At 38.9% G+C, this 14728-nt stretch carries 19 protein-coding genes; 5 read left to right on the forward strand and 14 right to left on the reverse strand.

What is annotated here, in order from left to right:
• Positions 1 to 5: 5 nt before the first annotated feature.
• From CVT07_RS01785 to gatC, 7 genes are read right to left on the reverse strand one after another with little or no spacing between them, the layout of a single operon-like run.
• A complete protein-coding gene (locus tag CVT07_RS01785) occupies positions 6 to 548 on the reverse strand; it encodes a DUF1882 domain-containing protein (protein WP_002941307.1) in 543 nt (180 codons plus the stop codon).
• The gene (locus CVT07_RS01790) at positions 548 to 1792 is read right to left on the reverse strand and encodes a serine hydroxymethyltransferase (RefSeq protein ID WP_107935681.1); all 1245 of its coding nucleotides are present in this window, start codon (positions 1790 to 1792) and stop codon (positions 548 to 550) included. The genes CVT07_RS01785 and CVT07_RS01790 overlap by 1 nt, the downstream gene beginning before the upstream one ends.
• Positions 1789 to 3297, reverse strand: a complete 1509-nt coding sequence (lysS, locus tag CVT07_RS01795) for a lysine--tRNA ligase (RefSeq protein WP_223154912.1) — start codon at positions 3295 to 3297, stop codon at positions 1789 to 1791. Before lysS ends, CVT07_RS01790 begins: the two co-directional genes overlap by 4 nt.
• Before the next feature lie 4 nt (positions 3298 to 3301).
• The gene (locus CVT07_RS01800) at positions 3302 to 3769 is read right to left on the reverse strand and encodes a Fur family transcriptional regulator (protein ID WP_002941362.1); all 468 of its coding nucleotides are present in this window, start codon (positions 3767 to 3769) and stop codon (positions 3302 to 3304) included.
• Positions 3766 to 4383, reverse strand: a complete 618-nt coding sequence (locus CVT07_RS01805) for a CvpA family protein (RefSeq protein WP_009294809.1) — start codon at positions 4381 to 4383, stop codon at positions 3766 to 3768. Before CVT07_RS01805 ends, CVT07_RS01800 begins: the two co-directional genes overlap by 4 nt.
• Positions 4383 to 5516 (reverse strand): type IV pilus twitching motility protein PilT, encoded by a 1134-nt coding sequence (locus tag CVT07_RS01810; RefSeq protein ID WP_103596634.1) that lies wholly within the window; start codon positions 5514 to 5516, stop codon positions 4383 to 4385. Before CVT07_RS01810 ends, CVT07_RS01805 begins: the two co-directional genes overlap by 1 nt.
• A gap of 3 nt (positions 5517 to 5519) precedes the next feature.
• Positions 5520 to 5807 (reverse strand): Asp-tRNA(Asn)/Glu-tRNA(Gln) amidotransferase subunit GatC, encoded by a 288-nt coding sequence (gene gatC / locus CVT07_RS01815; protein ID WP_103636023.1) that lies wholly within the window; start codon positions 5805 to 5807, stop codon positions 5520 to 5522.
• Between the two features lie 124 nt (positions 5808 to 5931).
• Between gatC and CVT07_RS01820 the strand changes: the two genes are divergently transcribed.
• The 5 genes from CVT07_RS01820 to hisG are packed head-to-tail and all read left to right on the forward strand — an operon-like array spanning position 5932 to position 9058.
• Entirely contained in the window at positions 5932 to 6495 is a 564-nt protein-coding gene (locus tag CVT07_RS01820) for a hypothetical protein (protein ID WP_002941242.1), read from the forward strand.
• On the forward strand, positions 6495 to 7502 hold the full coding sequence (locus tag CVT07_RS01825) for an L-seryl-tRNA selenium transferase (RefSeq protein ID WP_107935683.1): 1008 nt from the start codon (positions 6495 to 6497) through the stop codon (positions 7500 to 7502). The genes CVT07_RS01820 and CVT07_RS01825 overlap by 1 nt, the downstream gene beginning before the upstream one ends.
• Positions 7499 to 7831 (forward strand): hypothetical protein, encoded by a 333-nt coding sequence (locus CVT07_RS01830; RefSeq protein WP_107935685.1) that lies wholly within the window; start codon positions 7499 to 7501, stop codon positions 7829 to 7831. Before CVT07_RS01825 ends, CVT07_RS01830 begins: the two co-directional genes overlap by 4 nt.
• Positions 7818 to 8447: a type III pantothenate kinase gene (locus CVT07_RS01835; protein WP_103616441.1), complete on the forward strand. Its 630-nt coding sequence runs from the start codon at positions 7818 to 7820 to the stop codon at positions 8445 to 8447. Before CVT07_RS01830 ends, CVT07_RS01835 begins: the two co-directional genes overlap by 14 nt.
• A complete protein-coding gene (gene hisG, locus CVT07_RS01840) occupies positions 8444 to 9058 on the forward strand; it encodes an ATP phosphoribosyltransferase (RefSeq protein WP_002941288.1) in 615 nt (204 codons plus the stop codon). The genes CVT07_RS01835 and hisG overlap by 4 nt, the downstream gene beginning before the upstream one ends.
• 637 nt (positions 9059 to 9695) lie before the next feature.
• On the opposite strand, the gene CVT07_RS01845 is transcribed toward hisG, so the two are convergent.
• The 7 genes from CVT07_RS01845 to CVT07_RS01875 form a co-directional block, all read right to left on the reverse strand.
• Positions 9696 to 11021, reverse strand: coding sequence for an aminotransferase class V-fold PLP-dependent enzyme (locus CVT07_RS01845; protein ID WP_107935689.1), 1326 nt, complete (start codon positions 11019 to 11021; stop codon positions 9696 to 9698).
• Between the two features lie 87 nt (positions 11022 to 11108).
• Positions 11109 to 11297, reverse strand: coding sequence for a hypothetical protein (locus CVT07_RS01850; RefSeq protein ID WP_002941192.1), 189 nt, complete (start codon positions 11295 to 11297; stop codon positions 11109 to 11111).
• Between the two features lie 25 nt (positions 11298 to 11322).
• Positions 11323 to 12066, reverse strand: a complete 744-nt coding sequence (locus tag CVT07_RS01855) for a winged helix-turn-helix domain-containing protein (protein WP_103590097.1) — start codon at positions 12064 to 12066, stop codon at positions 11323 to 11325.
• Positions 12059 to 12841, reverse strand: a complete 783-nt coding sequence (gene fdhD / locus CVT07_RS01860; protein ID WP_107935691.1) for a formate dehydrogenase accessory sulfurtransferase FdhD — start codon at positions 12839 to 12841, stop codon at positions 12059 to 12061. The genes CVT07_RS01855 and fdhD overlap by 8 nt, the downstream gene beginning before the upstream one ends.
• 181 nt (positions 12842 to 13022) lie before the next feature.
• Positions 13023 to 13562, reverse strand: coding sequence for a hypothetical protein (locus tag CVT07_RS10085; protein WP_230855725.1), 540 nt, complete (start codon positions 13560 to 13562; stop codon positions 13023 to 13025).
• Positions 13555 to 14217: a hypothetical protein gene (locus CVT07_RS01870; protein ID WP_159071292.1), complete on the reverse strand. Its 663-nt coding sequence runs from the start codon at positions 14215 to 14217 to the stop codon at positions 13555 to 13557. Before CVT07_RS01870 ends, CVT07_RS10085 begins: the two co-directional genes overlap by 8 nt.
• 28 nt (positions 14218 to 14245) lie before the next feature.
• Positions 14246 to 14728, reverse strand: coding sequence for a hypothetical protein (locus CVT07_RS01875; RefSeq protein ID WP_107935695.1), 483 nt, complete (start codon positions 14726 to 14728; stop codon positions 14246 to 14248).

The following is a 14728-nucleotide window of genomic DNA, read 5'->3' on the forward strand; positions in this document are numbered from 1 at the left end:
TCTCCTTACATATATTTTGACCAACTTGCCCCACGCTCTTTTTGATAGAGGTTATATGGCAAAGTTAGGATGTTAAATTCTTTTGGCATATCTTGATTAGGAAACATTCTCCACTCTTTGGCTAACTTTTGTGAGAGCTTTGCGCTTAGCATATTTGCAAGCGTGCAAGCTTCATTTAGCGTAGTGTGACCTTTATGCACATAAAGGTGCAAATGTCCTGGCGTCTTGGTCTCGTAGGCTGTGAAATTTATAAAGCCTTCTTCTCTTAAAAGAAGCTGCGCTCTATGCCAAAACCTATCTGGAGTTCTGCCGTTGTAGTCAAAGACTATATTTTCAACCTTGTCACTTGCATTGATTAGCGAGTGGGCGATTATAGCTTTGCCCTCCTCATGCTCTTTCATGACACTATAAGTTAGTGGTTCGTTGATCTTTTCAAATTTATCAAAGAAAATTTTACCCTTGTACTCTATCTTATTGACGATCGTGTCACGTTTGATGTAGTAGTGGGTCGTTATTATCTTTATAAGAGATGTATCAATACTTTGCATCAAAATGTCGCTTTATCGTAGATTATAAATTTATGAGCAAGATCGACTAGTTCGGCTTTTATCTTCTCTTGCAAAGAGGTGTTATTTATGTCGCTTAGCACGTCGGCGATCTTGTTTGCTATTAGCTCAAACTCAGCTTCTTTCATACCACGAGCTGTAAGAGCTGGGCTACCTACACGTATGCCGCTTGTGATAAACGGACTTCTTGTTTCACCTGGGACCGTGTTTTTATTTACAGTTATGCCAGCATTTCCAAGAGCGATGTCCGCGTCTTTTCCGCTAAATTCGCGGTTTAAAAAGCTCATTAGGATTAGGTGGTTATCAGTACCGCCACTTACTAGTTCAAAGCCTCTGCTTATTAGCACTTCGCCAAGTTTTTTAGCGTTTGCTTTTACTTGTTTAGCGTAAATTTTCCACTCAGGGCTAAGGTTGTGCTTAAAGCCAACTGCCTTTGCAGCTATGACATGAACTAGCGGACCGCCCTGGATGCCTGGGAAGATAGAAGAGTTTATCTTTTTAGCGTACTCTTCGTTGTTTGTCATTATGATACCGCCTCTTGGGCCTCTTAGAGTTTTATGCGTAGTTGAGCTTACGACGTCGCAGTGTGGGAAAGGATTTTGATGCTCACCGGCTACGACTAGGCCAGCGATGTGAGCAACGTCTGCAAAGAGTATCGCGCCAACAGCGTCAGCTATCTCTCTAAATTTCTTAAACTCAATCTCTCTTGTGTATGCGCTAGCACCACAAACGATCATTTTTGGTTTTACTATCTTTGCGATATCCATAACTCTATCGTAGTTTATGCGACCATCAAGCTCGACGCCGTAGAAAAAGCTCTCATACATCTTGCCAGAGCTGCTTACCTTTGCGCCGTGAGTTAGGTGTCCGCCGTGACTTAGATCCATGCCTAAAATTTTATCGCCTGGATTAAGCAAAGCACCATAAACGCCTTGGTTTGCCTGAGAGCCTGAGTTTGGTTGAACGTTTGCAAATTCGCATCCAAAGAGCTCTTTACATCTATCGATCGCGATTTGCTCGATCTCATCAACAAATTCACAGCCACCATAGTATCTCTTGCCTGGGTAGCCCTCAGCGTATTTGTTTGTTAGGATTGAGCCCATAACCTCCATAACATCTGGATATGTGAAATTTTCACTAGCGATCATCTCAAGGTGGTCGCACTGGCGTTTTAACTCTAAATTTACTAGGTCGTAAATATCTTTATCATAGCTTTGCAAACTCATTTTTCGTTCTCCTTTGTCTCAGTTTTTAGTGGCCTCATCGCTGGGAAGAGGACAACGTCGCGTATTGATTTTTTATCTGTTAAAAGCATCACAAGCCTATCTATGCCTATGCCTTCTCCTGCAACTGGTGGCATGCCGTATCCTAGGGCTTTTACATAGTCTTCATCCATCTCGTGAGCCTCGTCATCACCTGCGTTTTTAGCATCGATTTGCGCTTTAAAGCGGTTGTATTGATCGATTGGATCATTTAGCTCGTTAAAGCCATTTGCTAGCTCACGACCAGCGATAAATAGCTCAAATCTCTCTGCCACATCAGGATTTGTGTCGCTTCTTCTTGAAAGTGGGCTTATAGAGATCGGATAGTCGATGACAAAAGTTGGGTGGATGAGCTTGCTCTCTACGTAGTTGTCAAAGAGTTCAGCCTGCAAGTGACCAAGGTCAAGCTTCTCGTTTGCTTCAAAGCCATCAGCTCTTAGTTTTGCTAAAATTTTAGCCTTATCGCTTACGATATCTTCAGCAAGTCCGCCTATCTCAACTAAGGCTTTTTTATAGCTTATGCGTTTAAATGGCTTACTAAAATCAATCTCCATACCATCAAAATTTATTACTTTCTCCATGCCAAGTTTTTCTAAAATGACATTAAATAAATCCTCTGTGATGCCCATTAGATCGTGGTAGTTGTGGTATGCCCAGTAAAACTCTATGCTTGTAAATTCAGGGTTATGAGTTAGATCCATGCCCTCGTTTCTGAAGTTTCTATTCATCTCATAAACAGCTTCAAAACCGCCAACTACAAGGCGTTTTAGATATAGCTCGGGAGCGATTCTTAGGTATCTCTCAACTCCAAGAGCGTTGTGAAATGTCACAAATGGTTTTGCATTTGCGCCGCCAGCTATTGGGTGCAGCATCGGAGTTTCAACCTCTAAAAAGCCCTTTTCTTCAAAAAATCTTCTAATCGTGCTTATAATCACCGAGCGCTTTTTAAAATCAGCCCTAACTTCAGGGTTCATTATCATATCAAGGTATCTTTGGCGGTATCTTGTCTCAACATCAACTAGCCCGTGGTACTTCTCTGGAAGCGGACTTATTGATTTTGTAGCTAAGCTAAGCTCATTTACATGCATTGAAAATTCGCCAGTTTTTGTTATAAAAGCGTAGCCTCTAACATAGACGATGTCGCCTATTTCTACATATTTTTTAACGATTTTAAACCACTCTGGATCAAGCGTCTTGTTGCTAAAATAAATTTGTAAATTTCCATTTTCGTCTTCGATGTTTGCAAAAACCGCTTTACCAGCGTCACGGATCAGCTTTATCCTGCCTGCAAGGCCAACTAGCTGCCCCTCTGCTTTTTTCTCTTCTGTATCTTTTATATAGTTAAATTTAAGTCTAAATTTAGAGATATTCATATCTCTTCTAAGAAAATGTGGATATGGATTTATACCTAAATTTCTAAGCTCATCTATGCTTTCTAATCTTTGAATTTCATGTTGGTTGTCAAATATCACCTTACTTTCCCTTTATATTATTTTTTGAACATTTTTCACAAATTCCATAAAGCTGCATCATGTGACCAGTTAGTTTAAAGCCATGCTCTTTTGCGATGCTTATTTGCCTTTTTTCTATCATAGGATCTTCAAATTCTATGATAAGGCCGCACTTTCTGCATATCATGTGGTCGTGGTGTGGCTTTGTGGCAAGCTCAAATTTCTTGCCTTGTGAGCCAAAGCTGATAGATGTTACCATCTCTGATTCTTCTAGCAAATTTAGCGTTCTATAAACGGTTGCGATGCCGATATTTAGCTCAGGATAGGTCTCTTTTATGAAAAGATATAGCCTCTCTGGCGTAAAGTGTTCATCGTTGTTATAAAGCGTTTTTAGTAAAATTTCACGCTGTTTTGTATATTTTAAACCATTGTCGCGAAGAACTCTTTTAAATTTCTCAAGCAAGGCATCATATTCTAAATTTTCTATCATTTTTCTTCCCCTTTAGTGACGTTTGTGTCGGTGTTTGTGCTTGCATTTGCATCCATTGAAATAAATGCATCACTCTTGTTTGTATCCTTTGGTCTTACTACCATCTCATCTAGCTCATTTTTGATGTTTTTCACATCGATATTTGTTATCCATCTACCAGTTTCAAGTAGGAGCGGATAGACCTTGCTGTTTGTAAAGTATGGCTCGATCATTTTATTTAGCGAAGTGCCTGACATTACGGCAACGACTGCTGAAAATGTGAGGAAAATTTTGCCACTTCCCATGACAAATCCACCAAGCCTATCTAAAAATCCAAGTCCGCTTACTGAAACTATCTTTGATAAAAATTTGCCAACTAGCAGACAAACTAGCCAAAAGACCAGCCAAAGTCCGATAAATGCGACAAATTGTAAAAATGAAGGATTTTCAAATTTATAGATATTTTTGCTTATGAAGCTCTCAGCTACATCTGAAAATCTACTAGCGACAACTAGGCCGCCAATAAGTCCGATAAGCCCAAATGACTCTTTTATAAGCCCGTTTATTATGCCTTTTACACCAAGTATCAGGACAAGGGCGATGACGATAATGTCAAACCAAGTTACTAAATCCATCATACAGTTCCTATTAAATTTTGAAGTTCTTGTTGGCTAGTTGAGTAGGCTAGCGCGTTTTCTTTTGTGATCAAGCCCTCTTTTAGTGCTTTCATCAGGGCTTGAGTCTGCGTGCTCATGCCAGTTTGTTGCTGATTTAGCTGCATTTGAGAGTAAATTTGATGCACTTTGTTTTCGCGTATCAAGTTTGATATCGCCATATTATTTATCAAAATTTCATGCACAGCGCACCTTCCGCCGCCTATTTTTGGTATCAGACTTTGTGAGATGACGGCAGTTAGCGAAACGCTAAGCATATTTCTTACTTGAAGCTGCTCGCTTCCATCAAAGCTATCAACGATCCTATTTATAGTTTGTATGGCTGAGTTTGTGTGAAGAGTGCCAAAGACTAGGTGTCCAGTCTCAGCCGCTGTAATAGCCGTAGAGATCGTCTCTCTATCCCTCATCTCGCCCACAAGTATGATATCTGGGTCTTCGCGAAGTGCAAATTTTAGCGCCTTTGAGTAAGAGTGTGTGTCGGTGCCGATATTTCTATGTGAAAATAGGGCTTTTTTGTTGTTATGTACAAACTCGACTGGGTCCTCAACGGTGATGATGTGCTTTCTATAATTTAAATTTATCTCATTAAGCATCGCAGCAAGCGTCGTTGATTTACCGCTACCTGTTGGTCCAGTAACCAGGATAAGACCCTTTTCTCGTTTGATGATATATTTAAAAATTTGTGGTGCATTTAGATCATCAAGCGAAGGGATGTCGATAGGTATGATACGAAAAGCTGCCGCTAGATCGCCATTCATCGTGTAGTAGTAGTTGCCACGAAAGCGGCCGATATTTGGAAGCTCAATAGCAAAGTCAAGCTCTTTATTGTTTTCAAGCTCGCTCTTTTGGGCGTCTGTGATTAGAGCGTAGCATAAATTTTCTATATCTTTGCCACTTAGCACGCCAAATTCAAGCGGCCTTAAAGTGCCATCTATCCTTATCTGAGGCTCAGACCTTGAGACTAGGTGGAGGTCACTGGCTTTATTGAAAACAACGGTTTTTAGAAGCGTTTGGATGTCACCAGAGAGATTGCTCTCTGATGCTTTAGCTTGAGCATCTGAGCTTTGGGTTCTTAGTTGTTCGATTAGATCCATATTTTACTCTATGATCTTTGGCACGGCAAAAAAGTGTCCCTCGCGTGAAGGGGCGTGCTTTAAAATTTCATCGACAACGTCACTTAAATGTGGCTCATCTTCTCTTAACGGAGTACCGCCTTTTATAGAGCTAACTACGGCCTCATCGCTACTTAGATCGAGCTCGTTTAAAACATCGACAAAAGATACGATTTTACTTAATTGCTTCTTGATCTCTTCTCTTTTTTCATCATTAATTTGTAATGCTGAGAGTTTTTCTAGTTTATTTAAGAGAGTGTCGTCTATTTGCATTATTAAGCAACCTTTTAATTGATTTTGAGGCATTATATCACATTCAAGCTTTAATTTTGGGCTACTTTTAATTTAATTATGCTAAAATCTGCGAATTAAAATTTTTCAAAAGCAAGGAAAAACGTTGGCTATAAAAGAAGACTTAACCGAGATAAAAAAAGAGATCGACGCCCAGGAGCAGTTTCTTGAGAGTATGATCAAGGGAGAGCGTTTTTTTAGGAAATACAAAACTTTGCTGATCGTGCTATGCGTGGCAGCTATCGTCGCTCTCATCGGATTTTACGCTAGCAAGGTTTTAAACGACAACAGAGTTGAGGAGGCAAATTTAGCCTATTCAAAGCTTATCTTAAATCCAAATGACGCAAGCGCTTTAAATGTTTTAAAGGAGAAAGAGCCAAGCTTATATGCGCTTTTTTCACTTGGACAAATGCTTGATAAAAACGATACAAAAGGCATTAGCGAGCTTGCAAATTTAAAAGTAAATCCGATCGTAAAAGATATCATCCTTTCACAAACTGGCGATACTAATACTCAAATTTTAAGCGAATATAACGCACTTTTAAAAGGTTTTGAGCTTTTAAAACAAAATAAAATCAAAGAGGCAAATGTGGAATTTGACAAGATCGCACTTGACTCACAACTACAAACTTTAGTTAAAAATTTAAAACACTATCAGGGAATAAAATAATGAAAAAACTTACACTATTCTTGGCTTTTGCCTTGGCTTTAGTTCTAAACGGATGCGGCACAAAAAGACAATATTTTGAGCCTGCGCAAACTTCTGGTGAGATATCTTTGTCAAAAGATCTTCCTTCTTACATCAAATCAGCAAATGCAAATGGCGCAACGCTTGATAATGGCAACATTATCACTAAAAATGGGCTAAACAAGAGCGTTACTTTGCCTGAAAATTTCAACTTCTTAAACGAAAACAACGGCTTTGTCATCTCAGCTAGTATAAATGGCGATCTAAACGTGACTGATCCTAGCGGTCACAGCGTTTATAGTGGTAAATTCCCAACTGCGATCGTAGCAGCCTCACTTGATCAAAACCAACTTGCAGCCATCAGCGCATCAAACCACATCTATCTAATCGATATAAGCACAGCTACAACGCTAATGGAGTATAGCTCTTCTGATATCGCAGCGGTTGACTCAAGAGTTGTGGCGCCTTACTTTATGAGCTCACTCATCGTCTATCCAGCGCTTGATGGCAAAATTTACATCGTACAAAAAGATACTGGTAGAATTTTACGCGACGTGGTCGTAAGCTCTGAAAATTTCTTTAATAACATCATATTTTTAGGCGTTGAGGGCGATAACCTAATCGCAGCAACAGCCAAAAAACTAATCGTCATCAACCCAAGCCAAACAGTTTATTATGACGGCGAGATCAAAGACGTGCTAGTTCATAACGATGAAATTTACATCTTTAAAAAAGATGGCACGATAGTAAGAACAGACCTTATGCTAAAAGAGCAAAATAAGGTAAATTTCAAATTTGCTATCTTCTCAGCGGCAACTATCATCAACAATAAGCTCTACGTTATCGAAAAAACAGGCTATGTCATAAAGACAAATTTAGACCTTAGCGGAGCTGAAATTTATGAATTTAGCGACGAGATAAAAGATAAAAGCTTCATGGGTAATGGCGCATTTTACTACGATAACGAGTATGTTAATCTAGGACAATGAACCAAAAAATTTGGGAGCTTTTTGAAGCTAAAAAGATCTTGCTAAGGGATCTAAAAAGGCTTGAGCTTAGCGAATTTACCAAGAAACGCTCGCTTGAGGCGTTTTTTGGTGTCGATACAAAAAATTTCTACGAGATCGTTTTTTTAAGAAGTGCAAAGAGCAGGCTTTTGCTTAAAGAAGCCAGCGAGATAAATGAAATTTGCACTAAATTTGAAGAGAAATTTCAAACCAAGATCAAAAGACGTGTGATCTTTTACAACTCTCAAATTTGCTCAAAATCCCTAAACTACTTCAAAGAGCAAGGCTGGAGCTGTTATGATTTTGTGTGATATCGGCAACACCAACGCCTCTTTTTTGCAAAATGGCAAGATCACACACATAAAAGTTAGCGAATTTAAAAACTATAAACCGGACGAAAAGGTCTATTATATCTGCGTAAATGAAGAAATTTTGCGGATGATAGATAAGGACGAAATGTTTGTAAATTTAGAGCCTTACTTCGAGATAGACACGATCTATCAAGGTCTAGGTGTAGATAGAAAAGCAGGTTGTTATATGATAAATGATGGCGTTATAGTAGATGCTGGAAGTGCCATAACCGTTGATATAATGGCAAACTCACTTCATCTTGGCGGCTACATCTTGCCTGGCATCGCAACTATGTTAAACGCCTACAAAAGCATCTCGCCACGCCTTGATGTGACGCTAAATTCGCAAATAGACATCGATGCGTTGCCTCAAAAGACGAGCGACGCTGTGAGTTATGGCATCATAAAGCCCATTATCACGCTCATTTCAAAGTTAGCAGGCAGCAAAAAAGTCTATTTTACTGGCGGAGATGGTGACTTTTTATCTAAATTTTTTAAAAATGCCATTTGCGACAAGATGCTGATCTTTCGCGCCATGCAAAAAATAATCGATGAGAAAAAGGAAATTTTAAAATGATAACAGTAGCCTTGCCAAAGGGCAGGATAGCAGAAGATACACTTGAAATTTTTAGAAAAATTTTTGGTTCGAGTTTCATGTTTGAGGATAGAAAACTCATCCTTGAAGAGGGAAATTTTAGATTTTTAATGGTTCGCAATCAAGACATACCAACATACGTCACTGAAGGAGCTGCAGATATCGGCGTGGTCGGCCTTGACGTGCTTGAAGAGCATAAACCAAATGTAGTGAGGCTACTTGATCTACAAATAGGCAAGTGCAAGGTCTGCATCGGCATAAAAAACGAAGATGAGCTTGACTTTTCAAGGTCTGAGCTAAAGATCGCTACAAAAATGCCAAATATCACTAGAAACTACTTTGCAAAGCTTGCCGTTGGTGTCAAGATCATCAAGCTCTATGGCTCGATCGAGCTAGCGCCACTTGTTGGGCTAAGCGACGCGATCGTCGATGTGGTCGAGACTGGCTCAACCATGAAACAAAATGGGCTAAAAGTGGCTGGCGACATCATGCAAAGCTCAGCCTATCTAATCGCAAATAAAAATAGTTTTATCATCAAAAAAGATGAAATTTTGGAGCTTTATCAAAAGATAAAAGATGAAATTTCAAAGTAAAATTTGAAATCTTGGCTTCTAAATTTAAAAACGCCTAAATTTATCCACTCTGAAGCTAGTAAATTTAAGTGCATAGGATATTAAATTTACACGGCTTACTTTGTCTAATTTTTTAAAAAACTTTGCTATTAAAATTTGGGCAAATCAAAAGTCGCAGCCGCTACTAAATTTACAAGTTAAATTTAAAGGTGTTTTGTTGGGTGTGATAGATGCGTGTTTTTGGTTGGGTTTGTGTGTTGCTATGATAGGTTTTAGTTTTATAGTCAAATTTTATTTTGGAGTGATGAAATTTGATATAGATAAAGCCAGCTTAAATTTAAAAAAACTAATTTTGCAGTAGTTGTTAAAAAGCAAAGCGTTTAAATTTCAAAACCTGTTTTTAAAAAAACTTGCTATTAAAATTTGAGCAAATCAAAAGTCGTAGTTAATACTAAATTTAAAAGTTAAATTTTAAGATATTTTATGAGATGGGCAGATGCGTGTTTTTTGGGTTGGGCTTGTGCATTGCTATGATAAATTTTTAAAATTTATTTCAGACCGACTAAATTTGATATAGGCAAAACCAGTTTAAATTTAGACAACATAACTGGTTTCGCAGAGGCTGTTTAAAAGCATTTCAAAGCCTAATAAATTTAGCCTAAATTTTACCGCCAAATATCTCATACATCGCTTTTTCTTCGCCCCAAAGTTCGCGGTGTTTTTTGATAGATGATTTGATAGCGTTTATTAGATAGAGCACGTCCTCTTTTGTGTGCGTGTAGTGCATGCTCACCCTTACAAAACCTGGCTTTTTCTCTAAAACCTTATTCTCTTTAAGCCCTAGCAGGTCAAAAGCATAAGGCCCAGCACACATCACTCCAGCGCGGCTTTGTATGCCATAGTTGTTGCTAAGTGTTGCGGCAAAGTCATAAGGCGAAATGTCTCGCACATTAAATGAAAAAATAGGCAGTTTTTCTGCATTTTTAGGACCATAAATGGTAATATCTTCGATACTGCTAAGCTCTTTTTCAAAGAAATTTGCCAGCTCATCTTCGCGTGCTTTGATATTTTCTACTCCGACACTTGCTTGTAAGTTGTAGGCTAGACTTGCTCGCACCAGCCCCAAGATAGATGGCGTGCCAGCCTCTTCAAGCTGCTCGGCATTTTTTATAAAAAGGTGCTTTGATGGCGTTGCAAGCGCGATGGTGCCACCACCTGCAAAGCTTGGTATATCGCTTGTATAAAGCTCTTTTTTGATCGCTAAAAGCCCACAACTCCCAACTCCGCCAAGTAGCTTGTGAGGCGAGAAAAAGGCTGCATCAAAGTACGCGGCGTTTAAAATTTCATGCGAGCTGGTCGCTGCACAGTCAAATGCCACCACTCCGCCAAATTTCTTAACGAGCGAGTAAATTTTTTTGTAGTCGGTTTTTACGCCTGTGACGTTTGAAGCGGCGCTAAAGCAGGCGATGATCTTTCTTTTTGCGTTTAGTTTTAGTGTCCTCTCAAGCATCACGTAGTCTATCTCGCCATTTTCATCAAGCCTGATGCGCTCGCAGTCGCAAAGTCCCTCGCGAAAGCTGATCTCGTTTGAGTGGTGCTCATAGGGTCCAACAAGCACGAGTGGTAAATTTACGCTTCTTAAATTTGCTTCGCCGATCAAGGCTCTTGTTGCTGGCGGCAGATAAATTCCCATTATCTCCTGAAATTTCTTTATCGCAGCCGTTGCGCCTTGGCCTGTTGCTATTAGATAAAAGCTATCATCAAGCCCCAAAAACTCTTTTAGCTCAGCCCTTGCGTTTTCATAGCGTTTTTGCGTTAGCACAGCGCTTGAACTGCTGTCTGAGTGAGTGTTTGCGTAGGTTTTTAAAAATTTTGAAATTTCATCTTCGATAGGCGCATAGGCAAGGCCTGAGGCTGTGTAGTCAAAATAGTAAATTCCATCTTTTAAAATGATATTTTTTCTTACTTCATCTATGGTTGGCACGATTTTCCCTTTGGTTAAAAGCGCGATTATAATGAAATTTTGTATAAAGTGAGGTTACAAGCGGGCAGGGCGCCCACTCGCGTCTGTTTATTTGTTTAAGAAGTTTTTCTCTAACCACTCGTTAGCTTTTGCTTCACTCTCAAATCTTTGGCTCTTAGCAACTTGGTTTGCACCCTCATAAAAACGGATACGAATGCCATCTTGAACGCTATCGATCTTGATTCTAGTGATCTTATCTTTGTTTAGATAAGTCCTGTCATTTAGTTTTACATACATGTTTTTCTCCTTGTAAAAATTTGGTTTATTTTTTATCGTTTTTCTTCTCATCTTGTTTTAAAAATAACTCTTTAAAGCGCTTATTTGCATAGTCTTCGATGTCGTTTTGAAGCTGCTTATAGGCGTTTATGAGCTCATGAGCTCTATCATTTAGCGTGGTGCCAGCATTATCTCCGCCACCTTGCTTGGTCGTAAAGAGATCTTCTTTTAAATTTTTTTGCAAAATTTGTAGATGCGACCAGCATTTTTTATAGTTCATACCTAAAATTTCAGCTGCCTTTGATATCGAGCCAACCTCGGCTATAACGTCTAAAACTTCGGTTTTGCCCTTGCCAAATATAAGCTCGCCCTCGTCGTTTTCTATCCAAGTCTTCGTCTTTACTCTCATCTTTTTGCCTTTCTTTTCCTTAAAACAGCCTAGCTGACAGTACTTCACGTCAAAGCCGTAGTCTCTAAGCGTCGAGCGCATGGTCTTTAGCCCGCCGTTAGCCGCCGCCATCTCTCTTGCATCTTTGCAAAAAACTCTGCCCTTTTCGTCGCTCACTTCTTTTAGTTTTAGTGACAATGTAAATTTACCGCGGTCTTTATCTAGGGCGCCAAACTGCCCAAGCTCGCAGTTGTCTATCTTGATGCCAAGTCTGGTTGCCTCGTCGCTTACCTCGCCGACTTCTATGCCAAGCTTGTTTGCGATCTTAAAAGCCGTACCACAGTCAAGTTTGCCGCTTTTATTTAGCGTTTGTTTTATCAGCTCTTCTAAATTTTTACTCATAAATTCTCTCTTCACCGCTATAAACGTTGATATTTTCGCCCCTTGCAAAGCCACAAAGCGTCAGCTCAAATTTACGAGCGATCACCACGCCAAGGCTAGTTGGCGCTGTCCTTGAGATAAGCGCTGGCACTCCGTGCATAACAGCCTTTGCGACCATCTCTGAGCTAAGTCTGCCACTCACCATTAGAAATGAACTCGCTAAGTTAGCTCCATCCAAAACAGCCTTGCCAACGGCTTTGTCGATCGTGTTGTGCTGAGCGATATCCTCGCCTATGTAAAATTTATCTTCGCTCACAAAAAGCTTTGCCGTATGCACGCAGCCAGTCATCTCATAGAGCTCGCACTGCGTGTAAAACTCCTTCATTTGAGCAAGGATCATATCTTTGTTAAATTTAGCCCCGCTTTTTACGGCTCTTGCCGCCATCGCCTGTGGGTCGATATTTGCCGTTGAGCTTCTGCCGCAGCCACTTATTATGACCTTTTCTTCGTCAAACTGCTCTAGGCGTTTTTCGTTCACTTTGGCACTTACATAGACGCTTAGCTCGTCGCTTGAGAGCCTAACTTCTGTTATATCCTCTGGCTTTGTGATGACGTTTTCACTGATCAAATAGCCCACAGCAAGCGCCTTTTGATCAGTTGGCGTTGCCATAACGGCACCAAATTTTTTGTCATTTATGTAAATTTCAAGCTTGATCTCACGCACCAAAATATCATCAACCTGCGCTTTTTGCTCGCCTTTATATTTGATGATCTGCGTTTTATAAATCGGTTCCATCTTGCTCCTTGAAGTTTTCACAAATGATAGCCCAAAAAGCTAAATTTAATTTGGATTGTAGTAAAAACTTGCTTAAATAAAGCAAAAAGCTTAAACGCATTTTAATACGAAATAAACGTCATTGTAATTAAAATTTGATATGCAAAATAGGCATATTTCTTAAACTTATTTATATTTTATATCACGGATACTCAAAGCCAAATTCGTATTCTTTTAAAACACCACCATAAAAGATAAATTTCTCATAGTAGAGCGGCATGTCAAATTCTTGCAAGAGGCGGCTCTCGTTTTGCTTGGTGATATAGGTTGCAGTGGTTGCGCCTTTTTGCTCTTCTAGGTCGTTTGGCTTGCCTAGCTTATTTAAAATTTGCTCTTGTTTGTCGCCAAGTTTGATGCCAAAATTTGTAGTAAATTCCTTAAGCTTGCTGAAATTTATATAATCTTTAGTCAAATTTTTATCATAAAATTTGACGTTTATCCTTTGAATTTCGCCGTTACCTCCACAGCAAAAATCAAGCGTCATGATCTGCGTTTTGTCTAAATTTACAAAGCTCGCCTTTTCGCTGTCTAAGAAGTATTTGACGTTATGTAAAGCTAGTTTTTTACCAATCTTGATATCATCTACACTCGTTATGCGAGGTAAATTTTCGCTAGCTGTTAAATTTAAAAAGCCTAAAATTAGAGATAGTATTAAAAAGCGCTTTGTTGTCTTTTTATTCATCCTTGTTATAGTCGCTCCAGCCGTTATTAAGATATTTTGGACTAGGGCTAAATTCCCCAGCTCCCACATCAAGATCGCCACTATTTGGTATCCTGTAATGCCCCCACGCGCATGGTTTTGTTTGTGCCTTGTCCACCTTGCACTTTCCGCAAAATAGATCATTTGCGTACATATCCTCATCTTCTGATATATCGTCATACGCTAGCCTTTGATCGCTATCAATGTACCATTTTATGAGCATTTGACCTTTGGCTTGAAACCCTCCATCACCTTTTAAAAAATAGCTCGCTAAGGCTATGCCTTGGGCATTTATCTTGTCTTTCATAAAGTCATCAACGCCGTAGTTTAAATTTGCATATTTTTTTATCTTGGTTATTTGAATTTCGCCGTTAAATGGGCGAGCTTCTGCGGTTATTTTGTACTCACCAGATACGATATATCTTGTCTTTGAGGCCTTTTTGACGCTACTAAAATTTATATATAGCCTGTGATAATCAGCGCCGATATAGCCCAAAAATTTTGTACGAGTGTCAGCTATAATGCCAGAAAAATCAAATTTATCAAATTTGTCGTAGTTGATAAAATGAGTCTTGCTATCTAAATACCCACTAAAGCACTGCTTGGCGGCTTGCTCTGCAAAAAGAGTGGACGACATAAATAGCACTAGATAAAAAAGAATTATTTTATTGATAGTTTTCATTTTTGTATTTATTTTGTAACTTTTTGTAAAATTTATCAAAGCTCGCAGGTAGCCCACTATCTATCTCTTTAAGTTTGGATAGGAATTTTTCTTGTTCTATCTGTTGTAAATCATCGCTTTTAAAAATAGTTTTTCCTTGCTTAAAAACGTTTAAATACATTTTTCCATCAGACATTATGTCGCCATAAATTTCATACATGTAGTTTGAATTTTTAAATTTGTATCCCATCAAGCGCTCATTTACACTATTTTTTATTGGTGTTGGTTTTGATAAAATTTCTAAACTTTTGCTATTTCTTTTATTTACCCTAAAATAACCACCATTTGTACAATGTATGTCACCCCCACATTCGAACATTGGAATAGCTATTAAAAATTTTTTATTTTCATAGTAATACCCGAACTCATCAGCCTTGATAAATGCAAAGAATGAATTGATTAAAATAAAAAATCTAAAAACTACCAT

The sequence above is a fragment of the Campylobacter concisus genome, from assembly GCF_003048875.2.
Classification (GTDB): domain Bacteria; phylum Campylobacterota; class Campylobacteria; order Campylobacterales; family Campylobacteraceae; genus Campylobacter_A; species Campylobacter_A concisus_AU.

What these genes read in the sequence shown, in the direction of transcription:
- CVT07_RS01870 (WP_159071292.1), bottom strand. Translation starts at nt 14,217, where the DNA reads ATGTCGTCCACTCTTTTTGCAGAGCAAGCCGCCAAGCAGTGCTTTAGT.
- CVT07_RS01875 (WP_107935695.1), bottom strand. Translation starts at nt 14,728, where the DNA reads ATGGTAGTTTTTAGATTTTTTATTTTAATCAATTCATTCTTTGCATTT.
- hisG (WP_002941288.1), top strand. Translation starts at nt 8,444, where the DNA reads ATGATAACAGTAGCCTTGCCAAAGGGCAGGATAGCAGAAGATACACTT.
- fdhD (WP_107935691.1), bottom strand. Translation starts at nt 12,841, where the DNA reads ATGGAACCGATTTATAAAACGCAGATCATCAAATATAAAGGCGAGCAA.
- CVT07_RS10085 (WP_230855725.1), bottom strand. Translation starts at nt 13,562, where the DNA reads ATGAATAAAAAGACAACAAAGCGCTTTTTAATACTATCTCTAATTTTA.
- CVT07_RS01790 (WP_107935681.1), bottom strand. Translation starts at nt 1,792, where the DNA reads ATGAGTTTGCAAAGCTATGATAAAGATATTTACGACCTAGTAAATTTA.
- CVT07_RS01825 (WP_107935683.1), top strand. Translation starts at nt 6,495, where the DNA reads ATGAAAAAACTTACACTATTCTTGGCTTTTGCCTTGGCTTTAGTTCTA.
- CVT07_RS01855 (WP_103590097.1), bottom strand. Translation starts at nt 12,066, where the DNA reads ATGAGTAAAAATTTAGAAGAGCTGATAAAACAAACGCTAAATAAAAGC.
- CVT07_RS01785 (WP_002941307.1), bottom strand. Translation starts at nt 548, where the DNA reads ATGCAAAGTATTGATACATCTCTTATAAAGATAATAACGACCCACTAC.
- CVT07_RS01835 (WP_103616441.1), top strand. Translation starts at nt 7,818, where the DNA reads ATGATTTTGTGTGATATCGGCAACACCAACGCCTCTTTTTTGCAAAAT.
- CVT07_RS01805 (WP_009294809.1), bottom strand. Translation starts at nt 4,383, where the DNA reads ATGGATTTAGTAACTTGGTTTGACATTATCGTCATCGCCCTTGTCCTG.
- CVT07_RS01800 (WP_002941362.1), bottom strand. Translation starts at nt 3,769, where the DNA reads ATGATAGAAAATTTAGAATATGATGCCTTGCTTGAGAAATTTAAAAGA.
- CVT07_RS01830 (WP_107935685.1), top strand. Translation starts at nt 7,499, where the DNA reads ATGAACCAAAAAATTTGGGAGCTTTTTGAAGCTAAAAAGATCTTGCTA.
- CVT07_RS01810 (WP_103596634.1), bottom strand. Translation starts at nt 5,516, where the DNA reads ATGGATCTAATCGAACAACTAAGAACCCAAAGCTCAGATGCTCAAGCT.
- gatC (WP_103636023.1), bottom strand. Translation starts at nt 5,807, where the DNA reads ATGCAAATAGACGACACTCTCTTAAATAAACTAGAAAAACTCTCAGCA.
- CVT07_RS01850 (WP_002941192.1), bottom strand. Translation starts at nt 11,297, where the DNA reads ATGTATGTAAAACTAAATGACAGGACTTATCTAAACAAAGATAAGATC.